The sequence below is a fragment of the Acidobacteriota bacterium genome (genome assembly GCA_016184105.1).
In the GTDB taxonomy this organism is placed as follows: Bacteria; Acidobacteriota; Vicinamibacteria; order Vicinamibacterales; family 2-12-FULL-66-21; genus JACPDI01.
Genome location: JACPDI010000018.1, coordinates 25,639 through 42,793, shown reverse-complemented (window position 1 = coordinate 42,793; position 17,155 = coordinate 25,639). Strand labels below are relative to the sequence as shown.

At 68.4% G+C, this 17,155-nt stretch carries 14 protein-coding genes; 6 read left to right on the top strand and 8 right to left on the bottom strand.

What is annotated here, in order from left to right:
* The first annotated feature begins 35 nt into the window (after positions 1 to 35).
* Together HYU53_07050 and HYU53_07045 are read left to right on the top strand one after the other, a co-directional pair.
* A complete protein-coding gene (locus tag HYU53_07050; GenBank protein MBI2220952.1) occupies positions 36 to 1,013 on the top strand; it encodes a collagen-like protein in 978 nt (325 codons plus the stop codon).
* Between the two features lie 44 nt (positions 1,014 to 1,057).
* Complete coding sequence (locus tag HYU53_07045; GenBank protein MBI2220951.1) at positions 1,058 to 2,020, top strand: GNAT family N-acetyltransferase; 963 nt, start codon at positions 1,058 to 1,060, stop codon at positions 2,018 to 2,020.
* A gap of 2 nt (positions 2,021 to 2,022) precedes the next feature.
* Here HYU53_07045 and pruA read toward each other — a convergent pair whose 3' ends face one another.
* The 4 genes from pruA to HYU53_07025 all read right to left on the bottom strand — a co-directional run bounded on the left by pruA (position 2,023) and on the right by HYU53_07025 (position 8,989).
* Entirely contained in the window at positions 2,023 to 3,729 is a 1,707-nt protein-coding gene (gene pruA / locus HYU53_07040; GenBank protein MBI2220950.1) for an L-glutamate gamma-semialdehyde dehydrogenase, read from the bottom strand.
* A gap of 23 nt (positions 3,730 to 3,752) precedes the next feature.
* Entirely contained in the window at positions 3,753 to 5,780 is a 2,028-nt protein-coding gene (locus tag HYU53_07035) for a M28 family metallopeptidase (GenBank protein MBI2220949.1), read from the bottom strand.
* Positions 5,781 to 5,843: 63 nt separating this feature from the next.
* Positions 5,844 to 7,418: an NAD(P)/FAD-dependent oxidoreductase gene (locus tag HYU53_07030; GenBank protein ID MBI2220948.1), complete on the bottom strand. Its 1,575-nt coding sequence runs from the start codon at positions 7,416 to 7,418 to the stop codon at positions 5,844 to 5,846.
* Entirely contained in the window at positions 7,418 to 8,989 is a 1,572-nt protein-coding gene (locus HYU53_07025; GenBank protein MBI2220947.1) for an NAD(P)/FAD-dependent oxidoreductase, read from the bottom strand. The genes HYU53_07030 and HYU53_07025 overlap by 1 nt, the downstream gene beginning before the upstream one ends.
* 198 nt (positions 8,990 to 9,187) lie before the next feature.
* Between HYU53_07025 and HYU53_07020 the strand changes: the two genes are divergently transcribed.
* The gene (locus HYU53_07020) at positions 9,188 to 10,390 is read left to right on the top strand and encodes an aminomethyl transferase family protein (GenBank protein ID MBI2220946.1); all 1,203 of its coding nucleotides are present in this window, start codon (positions 9,188 to 9,190) and stop codon (positions 10,388 to 10,390) included.
* Between the two features lie 4 nt (positions 10,391 to 10,394).
* Here HYU53_07020 and HYU53_07015 read toward each other — a convergent pair whose 3' ends face one another.
* The 3 genes from HYU53_07015 to HYU53_07005 form a co-directional block, all read right to left on the bottom strand.
* Positions 10,395 to 10,667 (bottom strand): hypothetical protein, encoded by a 273-nt coding sequence (locus HYU53_07015; GenBank protein MBI2220945.1) that lies wholly within the window; start codon positions 10,665 to 10,667, stop codon positions 10,395 to 10,397.
* Positions 10,619 to 12,451: a hypothetical protein gene (locus HYU53_07010; protein MBI2220944.1), complete on the bottom strand. Its 1,833-nt coding sequence runs from the start codon at positions 12,449 to 12,451 to the stop codon at positions 10,619 to 10,621. Before HYU53_07010 ends, HYU53_07015 begins: the two co-directional genes overlap by 49 nt.
* A gap of 87 nt (positions 12,452 to 12,538) precedes the next feature.
* A complete protein-coding gene (locus HYU53_07005; GenBank protein MBI2220943.1) occupies positions 12,539 to 12,850 on the bottom strand; it encodes a hypothetical protein in 312 nt (103 codons plus the stop codon).
* A 165-nt stretch (positions 12,851 to 13,015) separates the two neighbouring features.
* On the opposite strand from HYU53_07005, the gene HYU53_07000 reads away from it, so the two are divergent.
* Positions 13,016 to 13,669 (top strand): TetR/AcrR family transcriptional regulator, encoded by a 654-nt coding sequence (locus HYU53_07000; GenBank protein MBI2220942.1) that lies wholly within the window; start codon positions 13,016 to 13,018, stop codon positions 13,667 to 13,669.
* Here HYU53_07000 and HYU53_06995 read toward each other — a convergent pair.
* Entirely contained in the window at positions 13,573 to 14,274 is a 702-nt protein-coding gene (locus HYU53_06995; GenBank protein ID MBI2220941.1) for an aromatic ring-hydroxylating dioxygenase subunit alpha, read from the bottom strand. The two genes, HYU53_07000 and HYU53_06995, sit on opposite strands and share 97 nt — an antisense overlap.
* A 234-nt stretch (positions 14,275 to 14,508) precedes the next feature.
* Between HYU53_06995 and HYU53_06990 the strand changes: the two genes are divergently transcribed.
* Positions 14,509 to 15,672 (top strand): amino acid permease, encoded by a 1,164-nt coding sequence (locus HYU53_06990; GenBank protein MBI2220940.1) that lies wholly within the window; start codon positions 14,509 to 14,511, stop codon positions 15,670 to 15,672.
* Positions 15,673 to 15,696: 24 nt separating this feature from the next.
* Positions 15,697 to 17,085 carry a peptidase M14 gene (locus HYU53_06985; protein MBI2220939.1) on the top strand — a complete coding sequence of 463 codons (1,389 nt, stop codon included), beginning with the start codon at positions 15,697 to 15,699 and terminating at the stop codon, positions 17,083 to 17,085.
* Positions 17,086 to 17,155 lie beyond the last annotated feature (70 nt).

The window sequence follows — 17,155 nt, the reverse complement described above, 5'->3', positions numbered from 1 at the left end:
GTGCAGCCGCGTGCAATTGAAGGCGTTGGCACGCCATGAGCGCGCACGGACGCGCATTTGCTCCACCTGGGGGTGCACATCTCGCGGAGGATGTTATGCGGAGCCACCGTCTTCGGGCGCTCTTGATCGTCGCGTTGGTCCTGCCGCCCGTGGCCCTTGCCAGCGCCGAGCAGAAGGCGCAGCTGGTCGTCACGAAAGCCTATGCGGACCAGGCAGCAGCGACCCTGATGATCGAGGGATACAACTTCGGGGACGCCACGCCGTCCGTGCAGTTGAACGGTCATGTGTTGCAGGTGCTTGGCTTCACGAATGAATCCATCGCCGCCGTCCTGCCCTCACTGCCTCCGGGCAGCTATCTCCTGACCGTCAGGGGCGGACGATCCACGACCGAAGCGGACAAGTTTGTCGTGACGCTCGGCGCCGTCGGCCCGCAGGGGCCGCAGGGAGAACCGGGTCCTGTCGGGCCACAAGGCCCGCAGGGGGAGGTCGGACCTGCCGGGCCTGCCGGGCCTGCCGGACCGCAGGGCGAAACCGGTGCGCAGGGACCCATGGGCCCAATCGGGCCGATGGGACCAGCCGGGCCGACGGGACCGGCGGGTCCCACGGGCCCTCAAGGGCCGTCGGGAATTCTCTCGAGCGCGCAGGTCTCCTGGCCCGGCACGCAACCATCGGGCTCACTGGATTTCATCAGCGCGCCCGTGGACGTGTCGATCTCGGGCACAACTCAGAGGGTCTACGTCAACGCCCAGGCCGTCGTGAACGCGAATAGCGCGGCAACCTTGAACCTGCAGTTGTGCGCGAAGCTCAAGATCGGGTTCTTCCCGCAGGGGACGGCTATCAGGCTGCGCAACATCTCCGTTTCTGCCAACTCGCCCACGGCTGTCGGCCTGTCCGGTATCGTCTCCGGGCTCGATCCGGGCGGGTACTGGATCGGAATGTGCGGTACGACGCCGTCGCCCGGCTCGTGGAACGCCACGGGCGACAGCTACACCAACGTGCTCGTCCTGCAATAACTCCTCCGCTCGCATGCGTCCCGATCCGGATAGGATCGGGACACATGCACGTGGTTTCTGCCACCGGCCCGATCCTCGATCACATCCTCGACAGCTCGCACGCTCTCTGGGGCGAAGGCCTTTCGCGCAAGGCGTACGCGCAGTTCAACGTCTCGCAGCTGGCGACGCGCTGGGGGCGTTCGCACCTCGATCGCGTTGCGCTGGTGGAGAAGGGGCGCGTGCTCTCGAGCGCGAAGCGCTACACGCTGGAACTCTCGATCGATGGGCGGGCAGCAAGAGCGCTTGGCATCGGGGCGGTGTTCACGCCGCCCGATCTTCGCGGGCACGGCTTCGCGCGCCAGCTGCTCGATCGCCTGATTGATGACGCGGCGCGGCAGGGAGACGACGTCGCGCTGTTGTTCTCCGAAATTGGCGCGGCGTACTACGCGCGAGCCGGATTCTCCGTCGTGCCGCGCGACACCCTGAGGCTGGCTGTCGCTCGGAAGCCGGGCGCGCCGGGCGTGGTCATGCGGACCGGCGAGACGCGCGACCTGCCGCTAATGGCGGCGATGGATGCCGAGCTTGCCGCGCGGTACCGCCTGCACCTCCGCCGCTCGCCCGAGTGGATCGAGTACGGCGTGGCCAAGAAGCGCCTGTTTTCCGGGCTCGGCCCCGCGGGGGCGCGTGACACGCTCTTTTTCGTCGTCGAAGAAGGGGGGCGTGCGGTCGCGTACGTGATTGTCGTGGCCACGTCACACGGGTGGACGCTCGAGGAGTGCGGCGACCGCGACCCGTCAGGCGCGCGCGCGGGCGCGCTCTTGCAGGCGCTGATCGCGCGCGAACCGGCGGCCGCGCCGCCGCTGATGATGGGGTGGCTGCCCGAAGGATGGCTGCCGCCGCAGCTCACGATCGTGTCGCGCGCTGCGGCGGAGCAGGTGATGATGATCCGGCCGCTCCCGGCGGTGGGCCGCATCGACCCGCCGCTCGCGCCAGTAGACGTGCACTACTGGCACGGCGACGCGTTCTAATCCTATTCTTCGCTCATAAACGGATACCGATAGTCCCGCGGCGGCGAGAACGTCTCCTTGACCGTGCGCGCGCTGACCCAGCGAACCAGATTCAGCTTCGATCCCGCCTTGTCGTTCGTGCCCGACGCGCGCGCGCCACCAAACGGCTGCTGGCCGACGACGGCGCCCGTGGGCTTGTCGTTGATATAGAAGTTGCCGGCCGCGTTGCGCAGGGCGCTCATCGCCTGCAGCACCGCGCGACGGTCCTTGGCGAACACCGCGCCGGTCAGCGCGTAGGGAGACGTGCGATCGACGACCTGCAGCGTCTCTTCCCACTTCTCATCGGCATAGACATAGGCCGTGAGCACGGGCCCGAAAATCTCCTCGCAGAGGCAACGGTAGCCGGGATCCTCGGTCTGGATGAGCGTCGGCTCGATGAAGTACCCCGTCCGGTCGTCCGCCCTGCCCCCCTGCAGGATCTTCGCGTTCTTCCTCGCGTCCTCCAGGTATCCACTGATGCTCGCGAACGCCTTCTTGTCGATCACCGCCCCGACGAAGTTACGGAAGTCGGCGATGTCGCCCATCTTCATGTCCTGCATCATCGCGATCGTGCGGTCGCGCACCTCGTCCCAGAGCGATTTCGGGACGTACACGCGGCTCGCGGCGGAGCACTTCTGCCCCTGGTACTCGAACGCGCCGCGCGCCATCGCGACCGCCACCTCCACTGGATCCGCCGACGGGTGTGCGACGATGAAGTCCTTGCCGCCGGTCTCGCCGACGATGCGCGGATACGAGCGGTAGCGCCCGACGTTCTCGCCGATCCTCTTCCACATGCTGTTGAACACTTCCGTGCTGCCGGTGAAATGCACGCCGGCAAGCGAGGGAGAGTCGAGCAGCGCGCTGGTAATCTGCGAGGCCTGGCCCGGGACGAAGTTGATGACGCCCGGAGGCATCCCGGCCGCTTCGAGCAGCCGCATGATGTAGTAGGCGCTCAACATCGCGCTCGACGCCGGCTTCCAGACCACGGTGTTGCCCATCAGGGCAGGCGCCGTCGGAAGGTTGCCGCCGATCGACGTGAAGTTGAACGGCGTAATCGCGTAGACGAACCCCTCGAGCGGGCGGTACTCGAGCTGATTCCACATGGCGTGGCTGCTCACCGGCTGCTCGGTGTACAGCTCCTGCGCGTAGTACGGATTGAAGCGCCAGAAGTCCACCATTTCCGATGCCGCGTCGATCTCGGCCTGGAATGCCGTCTTGGACTGGCCGAGCATCGTCGCCGCGTTGAGCGTGGGACGCCAGGTCGTGGCGAGCAGTTCGGCGGCGCGCAGCAGAACGGCCGCCCGCTCCTCCCACGGCCAGCTTGACCACTCGCGATGCGCTTCTGCCGCCGCGGCGACGGCCTGCTCGACGTGTTCCGGGCCGGCGAGGTGGTACTCGGCAAGCACGTGGCGATGGTCGTGCGGCATCACCGACTGGCTCGTGCGGCCGGTGCGGATCTCGCGGCCGCCGATGATGATCGGGATGTCGATCTTCTCTGCCGACATCTGCTTGAGTCGTGCCTTCAGCTCGGCTCGCTCCGGCGTGCCGGGGGCATACGATCTATTCGGGTCGTTGACTGGCGGCGGCACCCGGCGTGTGCCGGCGAACGCCGCCTGCAGCGGAGACGTCGCGCGCGGGGCGGCGGCCGCCGCCGGCGTCTTCTCAGGAATCGTGGAAGCTGGTGTGGACATGTGTGCGCCTCTCGATGATCCCGCTATCTTATCGCGGCGCCGGTCAGGATCTCTGTGGCACGTGCGAGGGAAGCCGTGATCTGTACCAGCGCGGCGGCCACGCGTGACGCGTCGCGCGCGGCCTGGGGCAGCTCGGCCGCTTCGGTCAGCGCCGGCAGGACCTCCGCGGCATAGGTGAACCTGGGCGCGTAGAGTTGATGCCGGTACCAGGGGCGCCCGGGAAGGCCGGCGGGATCGATGAACGCCCGTTCGAACGCCATGAGCCGGCGGTTCAGCCGGGCCTGCGCCTCCGCGTCGCCCGCCACCCGCGCCCGCGTCACCTCGGCCATCGTCGCGCGCGCGGCGGCCTGCAGGCGCGTGACGGCCGCCTTTAGCTCCGGCGTGACGGCCGCGTTTCGCTCCGCCTCCTTGACGAACTCCGCGATCCGATCGGCGTAGCTCGCGACGTCGAGCGGCAGCACGTCAGCATTCGCCAGCTTCAACGCGGCGAGCCCCCAGATCTTCACGAGCGCCGCATGGTGGAGGAAACCAGGATCACCGATGCGCGACACCCAATTGTGGTTGTCATACGCGGAGTGATACACGCCGTACGGTCCGTCGAACGAGAGGTCGGCGATAGGGATGCCGAGGTGATTCAGGAAGACGGTGTAGTCCGACCCGCTGCCCAGCCGGTTGTTGATCAAGTTCGAGCCGTCTGCCGTCGGAAGCACGCCGCGCTCGCGCGCCGCCTGCTCGCGCCAGGCGGCGGCCACCGGGATCTTGCGCCGCGGGTCGATGACCTGCTGCGCGGCCTCGGTGATGACCCGGTTCAACGAGGGCACCGCCGAGGCGGCGAAATTCGGGCCTGACGCCGCGCTGTCGACGTTCAGGTAGGCGACCGCATGTCGTGCCAGCGTCGCGGCGTGCTGCTCGCCCCACTCGGTAGACGAGGTCAGCGTGAACTCTTCGGCATCCCAGCTGGCGAAGAGGATCGTGCGCCGCGGCCGCTGCCCGCTGCGCGCGAGCGCACCCAGCGTCCGCGCCAGTTCCATCAGCGCGGCGGATCCGCTCGACGGGTCAACACCTCCGAAGATCCACGCGTCGCGATGATTGCCGACGATCACCAGCGAGTCTGGATCGAGGCCTCCCTTGATCGCACCGGTCACCGTCCATATCGGCCGCACCGCCTCGTCCATCCTGACGCGAAGCCGCACGGTCGCCGGCCCGCTGCCGGCGCGGTACGTGAAGCCGAGGCCCCCTTGCCACGCGGCTGGCACCTGCGGCCCGTCGAGGACGCGGAGAATCTCGCGTGCGTCTCGCGCGGAAAGCGGCGCGCTGATGATCTTGGGCAGCGACACCGCTTCCGTTCGCTGGATCCGCTTGGCACCCGGGACCGACGCCCACCCGGGCGTGAGCGGATCGCCCGGTACCAGGAAGTCGTACACCGTGCCACCGCGCTGGATGTGCGACTCGGGGCCCCACGGCCCTTTCGGATACACGGCGCCTCTGCCCGCGCCATCATCGGCGGGATCGGAGTAGATGAGGATGCCTGCGAGGCCGCGTTCCTGCGCCGTCAGCGCCTTGAAGCCGCGATAGCTGTAGGGAACGGAGTAGCGGACGATGGCGATCTTGCCGCGAACGTCGATCCCCTGCGCCGCGAGCCAGTCGTAATCCGCAGGATTGCCGCTGCCGGCGTACACGACAGGCGCGGTGACGTCGCCTGACGCGGAGTACGCATGGTGGGGGATGCCGAGATCGTTCCTGGCTGTGTACTCGTCGCCCGCGATGGGCTCCTCCCGCATCGTTGCCCGCCAGGCGCGTGGCGCCGTCATTTCGACGCTCACCTCCAGCGGGTACGGCAGGAGCACCTCGTGCTCCGTGATGCGGACCTCGTCCAACCCGAATTCCTTGAAGCGATCGCGCGTCCATTCGGCGAGCAGCCGATCGCGTAGCGAGCCGGCGACGTGAGGCTCTGCGGAGAGGAACTGGTGGAACTCGCGGATGCGTTCGGGCGAGACCGACTGCTGGAACGCCCGCCCGGCGTCCTGCGGCCCCGTAAGTGTGACAGTCACACTTAAAAGTGTGACTGTCACACTTATCGCCACGGCTGAGCTTCGGAAGTGTGACTGTCCCACTTATTTCAGGTCTATGAGGATTTCGCGCGCGGCGTTCTGGCCGGAGCCGCCGGTCAAGCCCAGGCCGGGATGCGTGCCGGCGCCGCACAGGTACAGGCCCCTCACGGGCGTGCGGTAGCGCGCCCAGCCCATGACGGGGCGCATGAAGAATAGTTGATCAAGTCCAGGCTCCCCGTGGTGGATGTGCCCGCCCGTCAGGGCCCAGCGCTCCTCGAGATCGCTCGGCGTGAACAGCTGCCGCGCGACGACGGTGGACGAGAGACCCGGCGCATATTCGTCCAGCGTACGCAGCACGGCGGCGCCGAACGGCTCCGCCGAAACCGTCCAGTCTCCCTCGCGCAGCGCGTACGGCGCGAAGTGCGCCACCACCGAGACGACGTGCATGCCATGGCTGGCGAGCGCCGGGTCCCCGGCGGTCGGCACGCGGACGTCCAGCCACGGCCGCTCCGACCATCGCCCGTACTTCGACGCATCGAACGCGCGCTCGATGTAATCGATTCCCGGACCGATGTGCAGCCGCGCCGCCAGCAGCGACGCCTCGCCGCCGAGCGCGGTGAACACGGGCGGAGCATTCAGCACGAGGTTCATCTTCGCGGTCGTGCCGCGCGAGCGGTAATTGCCAATGCGCGCGACGAACCCGGGATCGAGCACGGTGGGATCGACCAGCCGCAGGAACGTCTGCTTCGGATCGGCGTTGGAGATGATGGCGCTCGCGGAGATGACCTCGCCGGACTCGAGGCGCACGGCCGCGACGCCGTTGCGGTCCGCCTCGATGCGCGCCACAGGGGCGCCCACCCGGATTTCCGCGCCCGCCTCGGCCGCGGCCTTCGCCATCGCCTGCGTCACCGCGCCGGGTCCGCCCTCCGCGGTCACGCTCGACCCGGCCGGCAGCGGATCGGAGGCGGCGTGCAGGAGCAGCAGCGCGCCGGTTGCCGCGGACCACGGGCCGAGGTTCGTTCCCTGGAGCGCCCGTGCGGCGATCGCGGCCTGCACGAGATCGTGCTCGAAGAACTCGGCTACGAGGTCCGCCACCGCCATCGGCATCCAGCGCAAGAGCCGGAAGGCGTCCTGCTTTGGCAGCGCCCTGAATCGGCGCCCCGCCGAGACGAGCTTCCACAAATCGCGCGTGCCGGGTTCGTCCACATCGGGAGGCGCCATCTCGAGCAACCCGCGCAGCACACCTCCAATCCGGTCGAGCGTCGCCGCAAATGCCGGATACCGTTCCCCATCGCGCGCCGACAGCGGTTCGATCGATGTCCGTGTTCTGGCGGGATCCCGATAGAACGACACGCGCCGCCCGTCGGGCGCGAGCGCCACCGTCGCGGGATCCGGGTCGATGAAGCGCACGCCGCGCTCGGCCAGCTTCATATCCCGCACGATCGATCGCCGCAGCGGGCCGAGCGTGTGCGCCAATCCTGGTCCCGGCACCCCGCCGGCGATTTCCTCCGTGGTGGCCGCGCCTCCGACGACGGCCCTCCGCTCAAGCACCAGGGGACGCAGACCCGCTTTCGCCAGATAGAAGGCGGTGACCAGCCCGTTGTGCCCGGCGCCGATGATGACGATGCGTTTGGTCATCACCTCCTACCCAGCATCGCCATCGCCGCGTTGCGTCCCGGCGCGCCCATGATGCCTCCGCCGGGGTGGGCACCGGAGCCGCAAATGTACAAGTTCCTGATGGGCGTCGTGTAGTGCGCCCAGCCGGGGGCCGGGCGCAGGAAGAACAGCTGTTCGAGCGAGAGCTCCCCCTGGAAGATGTTGCCTTCGGTCAGGCCGAACTCGCGTTCCATGTCGAGCGGCGTGAGCACCTGGCGGTGCAGGATGATGTCCTTGAAATTCGGCGCGTGCTCGGCGATCGCGTTGACCACCGCGTCGCCGAACTCCTCGCGCTTCTCGTCCCAAGTGCCTTCCTTCAGGTGGTACGGCGCGTACTGCACGAAGCAGGACATCACGTGCTTTCCTGGGGGCGCCACGGAGGGATCCGTCAGGCTCGGAATGACGATGTCCACGTACGGCTTGCGCGAATAGCGCCCGTACTTCGCGTCGTCGTACGCGCGTTCCATGTAGTCGACGCTTGGCGAGATCGACACAGCTCCGCGCAGGTGCGGTCCTTCGCCGGGCATCGCGGTGAAGCTCGGAAGCGCGTCGAGCGCGAGGTTCACCTTGCCCGATGATCCGCGGTACTTGTAACGCCGCACGTCATCGGCGAATTCGGCCGGCAGCTCGCGCTCGCCGACCAGCCCGAAGAAGGTGCGCCTCGGATCCACGCTGGACGCGACCATGCCCGCGTGAAGCTCGTCTCCGTTCTCGAGCGCGACGCCGGTGGCGCGACGGTTGCGGACGATGATCGTCGACACGGGGGCCTCGGTGCGGATTTCGGCGCCGGCCTCACGCGCCGCGGCGGCAATCGCCAGCGACACGGCGCCGGTTCCGCCGCGCGACAGCCCCCACGCACGGAAGGCGCCGTCGATCTCCCCCATGTAGTGGTGCAGCAGCACGTACGCCGTGCCCGGCGAGCGCACGCCGAGAAACGTCCCGATGATGCCCGACGCCGACATCGTGGCCTTCAGCACGTCGGTCTCGAACCACTGGTCGAGGAAATCGACGGCGCTCATCGTCATCAGCTGGACCTGGTTGTACCGGTCCTCGTACGACAGCCCGCGAAAGCGGTTCAGCAGTCCGGCCAGCGCGCGGGCGCCTCGAAAGCCGGGAGATGTCGGATCGGGCGGCGTCATGCCGAGGACCGGCTTGACGAACCGCCCCTGCTCGATCATCGCCTTGCCGTATTCCTCGTAGGCTTCGGCATCGAGACGCGAGTGGCGGGCGATCTCGCGGCGCGTCCGCGCGTGATCGTTCATGCGCCACAGGTAGTCGCCGTTCGGCATGGGGGTGAACGTCCCGTCCAGCGGCAACAGCTCGAAGCCGTGGCGCGGCAGATCCAGCTCCCTGATGATCTCAGGCCGCAGCAACGAGACGACGTACGAGCAGACGGAGAATTTGAAGCCGGGGAAGACTTCTTCCGTGACGGCCGCACCGCCGAGCACGTGACGCCGTTCGAGCACGACGACCTTCCGTCCGGCACGCGCGAGGTACGCCGCCGTGATGAGACCGTTGTGGCCGCCGCCGATGACGATCGCGTCGTACTTCATAGGTTCTGCCGAATGGTTCTGCCCGGGTGGTTCTGCCGAATGGTTCTGCCGAGCGGGTTCGAAGCCGGCGGATCAGAGTCCGGCCGCGAGCGTGGCGGTGCCGAGGAGGCGGGCGTGGACGAGCAGATGGGGCACGGAGCGCATGGCGGCGGGGGCCATTCTATCCGAACGCGGCCGGCGCGGCTATAATTCCGCCCCATGCCCGTCGGCACCGCCTTCCACGAACGCACGCTGCCGCTCTGCGAGAGCCTCAACTATCGGGAGTGGTCCGGGTATTACGCGGTCAGCGCGTACGAATCGCACCACGAGCACGAATACAACGCAATCCGCAACGCGGCGGCGCTGATCGATATCACGCCGCTCTACAAGTACATCGTCACCGGCCGCGACGCCACGCGCCTGGTGGACCGCGTGATCACGCGCGACGCGCGCAAGATGGCCGTCGGCCAGGTGTACTACACGCCGTGGTGCGACGAGCGCGGCAAGGTCATCGACGACGGGACGGTGTCGAGGCTGGAGGAGCAGCGCTATCGCTGGACGGCAGCGGACCCGAGCCTCCGCTGGTTTTCCCGGAACGCCGTCGGCCTCGACGTGCAGATCGAAGACATCTCCGAGGAAGTCGCCGCGCTCGCGCTCCAGGGCCCGACGTCGGCGGGCGTGCTGCGCGCGGTGGCCGAGGCCGACATCGAGTCCCTCAAGTACTTCCGCGTGACCAGGGGGCGCATTGCCGGCGTGCCGGTGGACATCTCGCGGACCGGCTACACGGGAGACCTCGGCTACGAGATCTGGGTCGCGTGGGCCGACGCGCTGAAGGTGTGGGACGCCCTCATGCGCGCGGGGCGCGCCTTCGAGATCCGCCCGGCGGGCATGCTGGCGCTCGATGTCGCCCGCATCGAAGCGGGGCTGCTGCTGATCGAGGTGGACTTCTTCAGCTGCCGAAAGGCGATGATCCCCGCCCAGATGTACACGCCTTTCGAGATGGGTTTCGAGCGGCTCGTGGCGCTCGACAAGGCGCCGTTCGTCGGACAGGCGGCGATTGCCGCCGAACAGGCGAGCGGCACGGCGCGCCGGATCGTCGGGCTGGAACTGAACTGGTCCGAGGTCGAGGCGATCCACGAGAAGGTGGGCCTCCCGCCCGCCGTTTCGTCGATCGCCTCGCGTGTCGCGGTGCCGGTGATGGCCGGCGGCCGTCAGGTCGGCAAGGCGACGTCGACGACCTGGTCGCCCGTGCTGAAGAAGATGATCGCGCTGGCGACGATCGACGCGGCGCACGCGCGCGAAGGAGCGCGCGCCGAGGTCGAGGTGACCGTGGAAGCGGTGCGACACCTCGTCGGCGCGCGCATTGTGAAGACGCCGTTCTACAACCCGCCGCGGAAGACCCGCACGCCGCCGGGCCACTAGGGTTCTATTTCAACAGAAACCCCGTCCCGCCCCGCGTGCGGTCGAGAATGAAGCGCGAGTTGTCCACCGCGGCGCGCGCGCGGCCCATCGTCCCGTGCAGCCGGGTGCCTGCCGCAGGATTTCCCAGCTTCGCGAGATCGATGCGGATCTGGATCACGCCAGCTTCTCCCGTCGTCATCGTTCCGCTGTCGGCGGCCCCTTTCCGGCTGTCGCTGATTGCCCCGCTGTTCAGGCGCCCGGCCGTGCCGTACAGGAATGCGGGGTTGCCCCCGTCCACGTCGAGATCCGTCGTGGCAACAAGATGTCGTGGGCCGGAGCAGGCACGGAGGTGGATGGAGGCGTCTCAGCGTCACCGGCGAAGTCGATCACCTCCGGCCCGGGCTGCGCGGTCTTGCCGCTCTTCGGGATCCTGATCTTCCTGGGCCGGGCGTCGCCATACAAGGACGGGCCGCCGATCTGACGCGTGATGTAGGTGTGCCCGTCGAAGTCGTTGTGGTCGTCCGTGAATGCGATGGCGACCCACCCGTCCGGCGTCTGCGCGAACCAGAGATACCAGTCCGCCTGGCTGTCGGTGGCGGTCGCGGCTGTCGACCCGTACCAGGCAAACGCGAGGCGCCCCGGGTCGCCGACGGCCATTGCCGGCATCACTGCGGTTCCTCCCGCGCGGCTGACGCGAACCGGCGCGCTCCATGTGTCCCCGTCGTCCGTGGAGCAGCGGTAATAGACCGCCTTCGTGTCGCTCCACGCGACGTACAGATTGCCGGCGCGATCCACCTTGATCAGAGGAAACAGGTTGCCGTGAGAGAAGCCCGTGCTGATCGTCTTGCTCGTAAAGGTCTGCACCACGCCGCCCAGCCCGCGCCGCCCTTTCACGAAGATCAGGTTGCTGCCCGATGAAATCACGCCGTACACCGTCCCCGTGGTGTGATTCATCACCGGCTGCCCACCGGTCCCGTTGTTCGGGTGTGCGAGCGCGACAAACGGATACGTCTTTCCACCGTCGATCGACTGATACAGGTAGAAGCCCGGACCGGTGATCGGCTCGCGCACCCAGATCGCCGCGTAGTCTTCGCCCGACGCGATGTTCCACTGCCGATCTTCGGTCGTGGCCAGCGTGGCGGATGGATTCAGCAGCCAGGTCTTGCCCGTGTCCTCCGAGACGGCCGAACTCACGGTGGCCGCCGCGAGGCTGCTCATGTAGACGCGCGGGATGGCGCCGGGCGCGGGCTGGGTGAGCGCGATGTCGCTGTCGCCGCCGCCGTCGGATGCCGTCGGCTCACGGAACTCTCCGGTCTGCGGATCCTGGACGCGGAACGTGTCGGGACGGCCAAGCCACTTGAAGCCCTGGCCCGCGGGATCCGTGATGATCCACATGTCGGAGCCCGCCGGCACGCCGCGAATCGCGCTGACGTACCATCGGCCGTCCTGATCGATCGCGGTACTGGGCTCGCCGTCACGCCCCGACGCGGGCGCGCGCAACGTCACGGCCGGGCTGAATCGGATCGCGCTCTCATCGTCCGCCGGCTGTGGAACGGTCCCCGCGGTCGACTGCAGCGCCGCCGCAGCCGTGAAGCCTTCGTCGACGATGGAGAAGAGATACACCACCAGCGTGTAGGCCCCGGGTGCAGGGTTCTCCACGGTGAGCAGTTCCGGCTGGTCTCCCGTCGCCGCGTGCGTGACCTCGCGCCCGTCGGCGTCGTACAGATAGACGTCGAAGTCGTTGTACACGGCGTCCTGTCCCGCGACGATCTGGTGATCGGGCCAGGTCACCGTGACCGACAGCGTGCCTTGATGACGCGTCCAGTAGTCGGCGGGCAGGTCGATGCTGAAGGGGATCGTGGCGCACGTGACGCCCTCGACGCAGCTGGCGAGGACACCGCCAACCTGCGGCGTGGGGTTGGCCGCCGCGGCGTACGGCCCGCGCGTCCAGGTCGCGCTCGCGCGGCCACCTCCTTCCGGCGTGGCCAGGCGCCCGTCAGTGCCGGACTGTGCGGGCGTCGTGGTGACCAGGGCCGCGAGGCAGGCCAGTGCCAGCCCGCACGTGCGCATCGAGCTTCTCATCGCAGGATCCTCCAGGCTCACGAATGATGAAGACGGTTGCGTCGATCAGGTCGAACGTGCGTTGCGAGAGGTACGGCCGGTAGAGCGTCACGCGCTCCCCCTCGCCCACCAGCTGCACGCGGCCGGAGAGTCGCGCGGCGCGCCGACGTCCTCGCGCGACACGGCCACGGCCTGCTTGCGCTTGAACCGGTAGTAGTTCAGCACGATGCCGAACGCCTTGTCCGTGCGATAGACCGACGGCCCGGAGCCGTCCGGCTGGCGAAGCGCGGCCGTTTCCGCCGCATCGCACGTCGCGGGCGTGAAGACTTCAGGACGAGCAGGGGAGGCGCCGTCCGCCGGCGGGGTGGCCGCGAGAAGGAGGATGCCGAGGACGGCCGGCAGTGGGGCCTGGTGCCGCATGCGCGACGGCCCCGCCCTTCAATGTCCGTGCCCGCCCGGCGCAGCCGCGGCCTCGCGATAGAACTGGCAATACTACTGAGAACAGTAGTATTACTACTAAGCGGTTGTCAGGCCGCCGTCCGGGGCGGCGGGTGTCGGCGAACAGTACGCGCCCGTCGATTTTTCATGACACAGCCCTCCCCCCATCCTCCTCCGTTCTCCAGCCGGTCCAGCCACGAGCGCATCCTGCGCGCGGCGACGCACCTGTTCGCGACGCACGGGTTCTCGCATACCTCCACCGCGCAGGTCGCCCGCGAGGCCGGGACGTCGGAGTCACAGCTCATCAAGCACTTCGGGAGCAAGGAGGGGCTGCTCGACGCGATTTTCGAAGAGACCTGGCGGCGCCTCAACGTCGAGATCGGGACGCTCGTCCTCGCGGCCGAATCCCCGGTGCAGGCCGTCCGCACCCTCATGCGGTTCGTGCTGGCGCGGTTCGACGAGCAGCCCGACTTGAAGCGGCTGATGCTTTTCGAGGGCAGGCGCGTGCGCGCGCACGGGTTGGGCGTCAGCGCCGGATTCCGCCAGTTCGTCGATCGGCTGGATTCGCTCCTCCGACAGGCTCGCCGGCGTGGCGAGCTGCGCCAGGCGCTGCCCGTGGCGGTCGTCCGGTCCTCCCTCATCGGCGCGTTCGAGGGCCTCGCACGCGATCGCGTGCTCGCCAAGGACAGCGGATATCCCGCGTCCTACTCCGGCAAGGACCTCCAGCGCGCAATGGACGCGATGATCGACACGTTCATTTCATCGCCCAACGCCTCAACGATCCACCGGTCGAACGCGTAGAGCAGGTCCTCCCGGTTCGAGTACGGTCCCGGGCGCAGGTCCATGCGCGCGCCCACCCGCAGCTCCTGCATCCGCCAGGGGGCGAACTTCGCCGGGAGCGTGGCGAGCTGCGAGGCGAGCGGCGGCGGCTCCGCGCTGAAGTTCAGAAACACGTGGCCGTCCCACGTGTCGCACGCGACCTGGCCGAGGGAGTGGTCCTCTTTTCTGAAGCCGGGCGCGTCGCTCATGTGCGGCGCGTTGGCGAGCGTGCCGTCAAGCCGGTAGGTCCACAGGTGGTACGGGCACTGGATCCGTCCTGTGAAGCGGCCGTGCGGCTCCTCGCAGTACTTCGTGCCGCGATGGCGGCAGGTGTTGTAGAAGGCGCGCACCCGGCCGTCGTCGCGGCGGGCGATCACGATGCTTTCGCCCATCGCGTCGCGCACGAAGAAGTCGCCGGGTTCGGGGATCTCGGCGGCGCGCCCCGCGCAGATCCACATCTGGAAAAAGAAGCGTCGCATCTCCCGCGCGAGCACGGCCTGGTCGGTGTAATACCCGGCGGGCAGCGTGCGGGCGTGGCGCGGCAGCACGTCGCGCGGCTTCACCTGGATGGAGGCATCCGAGCTCATGAGGGTTTCATCCTGCGACTGCGCATGATACAACCCTCGCTGCCGTGTCGCATCAGCGAGAACCTCAGGCTTCCGACCACGCGGAACTCCGCCGGGAGCTCGGCCGCTGGGATCTGACGGCGATCGGCGTCAACCAGGTGATTGGCGGCGCCGTGTTCCTGATGCCCGCGGCGGTCGCGGCGGCCGTGGGCGCCTGGAGCCCATGGCTCCTGGCCGCGGGTGGGCGGGCTGTCCATGCTCATCGCGCTCTCGTTCGCGGAGGTCGGGAGCCGATTCACGGGCACCGGCGGTCCGTACCTGTATGCGCGCGCGGCGTTTGGCCGGTTCGTGTCGTTCGAAGTGGGCTGGATGCTGTGGATCACGCGCGCGGCGAGCTGGGCCTCGGTCATCAACGGTCTGATGGACTCGCTGTCCTTTTACTGGCCGGCGCTCGCGGCCGGGGCGGGACGTCCCGCGCTGATGACCGCGACGGTCACGCTCATCACGTGGGTCAACCTGCGCGGCATCAAGCTCAGCTCGCGGGTCATCAACGCGCTGACCGTCGGCAAGATCGTCCCGCTCGTGCTGTTTGCCGCGATCGGGCTCTTTTTCATCGATGCGTCGCGGTTGATCCCGTCGGGCCCGCCGGCCTTTGCCAGTGTCACGTCTGCGACGGTGCTGCTGATTTTTGCCTTCGGCGGCTACGAGGTGGTGCCGGTCACCGGCGGCGAGACGCGCGATCCGCGGCGCGCGATCCCGTTCGCGATGATGATGACGATCGTCTTCGTGACGCTGCTCATGACGGCCGCGCAGGTGGTCGCGCTCGCGACGCTGCCCGATCTCGCGCGATCGAAGACCGCGCTCGCGGATTCCGCGGTCACGTTCCTCGGCGCCGGCGGCGCGCTGCTCATCACCACCGCCGCGGTGTTCGCGATGACGGGCAACAACTTCGGCCAGTCGCTTTCAGGATCGAGGAACCTGTTCGCGCTCGGCGAGCACGGCGACATCCCCGGGGTGTTCGCCTGGGTGCACCCCCGCTATCGCACGCCGGCGACCGCCATTCTCGTCACCGGTGCGGTGGCGCTCGCCCTCGCTCTGAGCGGGACGTTCACCACGCTGGCGATCGGCAGCGCGATCACGCGGTTGTTCGTCTATGCGGTCAGCTGTGCCGCCACGCTCGCCTTGCGGCGGCCGCGCTTTGCGGGGGTGGTGAATCGGCCGGCGTTCGTCGCGCCGGGAGGGCCGCTCATCCCGGCGGCAGGCGCGTTGCTGTCAGTTGGTATCGTCGCGTTCGCGACGCCCAGGCAGATATCGGTCGGCGTCGCCGCGCTCGCGGCGGGCGCCGCGCTCTATGTCGTCACGCGGCTCGCGGGCGCGAGCGCCAGGCGGGTGGACGAAGGGTATCTCGAGGAGGGATGACAGGAGACGGTTCTTTCAATGTCCATGAGTCTTCATTCAGCGTTCGCTGCAGACCTGAGGCTGGCCGCGCTGGCCGTTGCCCTGACCGCCGCGCCAGCTCCCGCACGCGCCCAGGACCGGCCCGCGACCGCTCCTCCCCCGCCGCAGGAGCTGGCCGCGGTATGGGATCGCGAGCACGTATCCTCGCCGCTCACGCCCCTTGTCGATCACCGCGAGGTGGTCAGCCGTCTCGCGGCCCTTCGCCGGGACGCGCCGGGCCTTTTCACGGTCCGCGAGGCCGGAAGATCCGTCGAGGGACGGTCCATCAACCTGGTGACGGCGGGTGACGGCGCGTTCCGCGTGCTGCTCTGGTCGCAGATGCACGGCGACGAGCCGACCGCGACCGCCGCGCTCTTCGACGTCCTTGAGTACCTCCGCCGCCACCGCACCGAACCGGTCGCCGCGCGGATTCTCGACACCCTCACCCTCCACGTGATCCCGATGCTCAACCCCGACGGCGCCGAGCGCTTCCAGCGCCGCAACGCGCAGGGCATCGACATCAACCGCGACGCGCTCCTGCTCCAGACGCCCGAAGGGCGGGCGCTGAAGAACGTGCGCGACGAGTACGAGCCGAGCATCGGATTCAACCTGCACAACCAGAACTGGCGCACGTCGGTGGGTCGCGCGCCCGTGAAGCCGGCGTCGATCTCCCTGCTCTCGGTCGCGTTCGATGCCGCGCGAACGCAGAACGAAGGGCGCCTGCTCACCAAGAAGACCTGCGCGATCATCCGCGACGCGATCGAGCCTCTCGCGCCCGGGCAGATCGGCCGTTACGACGATGAGTTCGAGGTCAGGGCGTTCGGAGACAACATCACGCTCTGGGGAACGCCGGTGGTGCTGATCGAGACCGGCCCCTTTTCCGCGCGGGAGCCCGATCCGGCGCTCGTGCGCATGAACTTCGTCGCGATCCTGACCGCGCTCGATGCCCTGGCAACCGGGCGTGTGCACCTGGCCGACCCGCAGCGATACGAGTCGCTGCCCGAGAACGACTCGCGACTCTTTCACACCCTCATTCGCCGCGCGTCGATCGTGACCGGCAGCGGCGTGGCGCCCTTCACCGGTGACATCGGCATCACCGCCACACGTCGTGTTCGAATGGTCGATGGGCGCCGTCGCGTGGCGCTCGTCATGGGCATCGAGGACCTCGGCGACCTGCGAGTGTTCGCCGGCCTGGAGGAGATCGATGCGAGCGGGAAGGTCGTGGCGCCGATCTTTGCGCCGAACCTGGCCGAGGGCCAGGAAGTACGCCTGCCCGATGAGCTGCACGTGGCGCGACCGCTGGGTGTCGGGCAGCCGGCGGCCCTGCTGCTGCTCGAACCCACCGGACGTATCCCCGGCAAATACCGGATTTTGCGGATCGTCCGCGGCGATTAGGGCATAATGGCGCCTCTCAAGCCGCATCGCAGTCATGAATTGCCCCTATTGCGGGAGCGCCTCCGCTGGT

What these genes read in the sequence shown, in the direction of transcription:
- HYU53_07000 (MBI2220942.1), top strand. Translation starts at nt 13,016, where the DNA reads ATGACACAGCCCTCCCCCCATCCTCCTCCGTTCTCCAGCCGGTCCAGC.
- HYU53_06995 (MBI2220941.1), bottom strand. Translation starts at nt 14,274, where the DNA reads ATGAGCTCGGATGCCTCCATCCAGGTGAAGCCGCGCGACGTGCTGCCG.
- HYU53_06990 (MBI2220940.1), top strand. Translation starts at nt 14,509, where the DNA reads ATGCTCATCGCGCTCTCGTTCGCGGAGGTCGGGAGCCGATTCACGGGC.
- HYU53_07045 (MBI2220951.1), top strand. Translation starts at nt 1,058, where the DNA reads ATGCACGTGGTTTCTGCCACCGGCCCGATCCTCGATCACATCCTCGAC.
- pruA (MBI2220950.1), bottom strand. Translation starts at nt 3,729, where the DNA reads ATGTCCACACCAGCTTCCACGATTCCTGAGAAGACGCCGGCGGCGGCC.
- HYU53_06985 (MBI2220939.1), top strand. Translation starts at nt 15,697, where the DNA reads ATGAGTCTTCATTCAGCGTTCGCTGCAGACCTGAGGCTGGCCGCGCTG.
- HYU53_07050 (MBI2220952.1), top strand. Translation starts at nt 36, where the DNA reads ATGAGCGCGCACGGACGCGCATTTGCTCCACCTGGGGGTGCACATCTC.
- HYU53_07030 (MBI2220948.1), bottom strand. Translation starts at nt 7,418, where the DNA reads ATGACCAAACGCATCGTCATCATCGGCGCCGGGCACAACGGGCTGGTC.
- HYU53_07025 (MBI2220947.1), bottom strand. Translation starts at nt 8,989, where the DNA reads ATGAAGTACGACGCGATCGTCATCGGCGGCGGCCACAACGGTCTCATC.
- HYU53_07020 (MBI2220946.1), top strand. Translation starts at nt 9,188, where the DNA reads ATGCCCGTCGGCACCGCCTTCCACGAACGCACGCTGCCGCTCTGCGAG.
- HYU53_07005 (MBI2220943.1), bottom strand. Translation starts at nt 12,850, where the DNA reads ATGCGGCACCAGGCCCCACTGCCGGCCGTCCTCGGCATCCTCCTTCTC.
- HYU53_07010 (MBI2220944.1), bottom strand. Translation starts at nt 12,451, where the DNA reads ATGAGAAGCTCGATGCGCACGTGCGGGCTGGCACTGGCCTGCCTCGCG.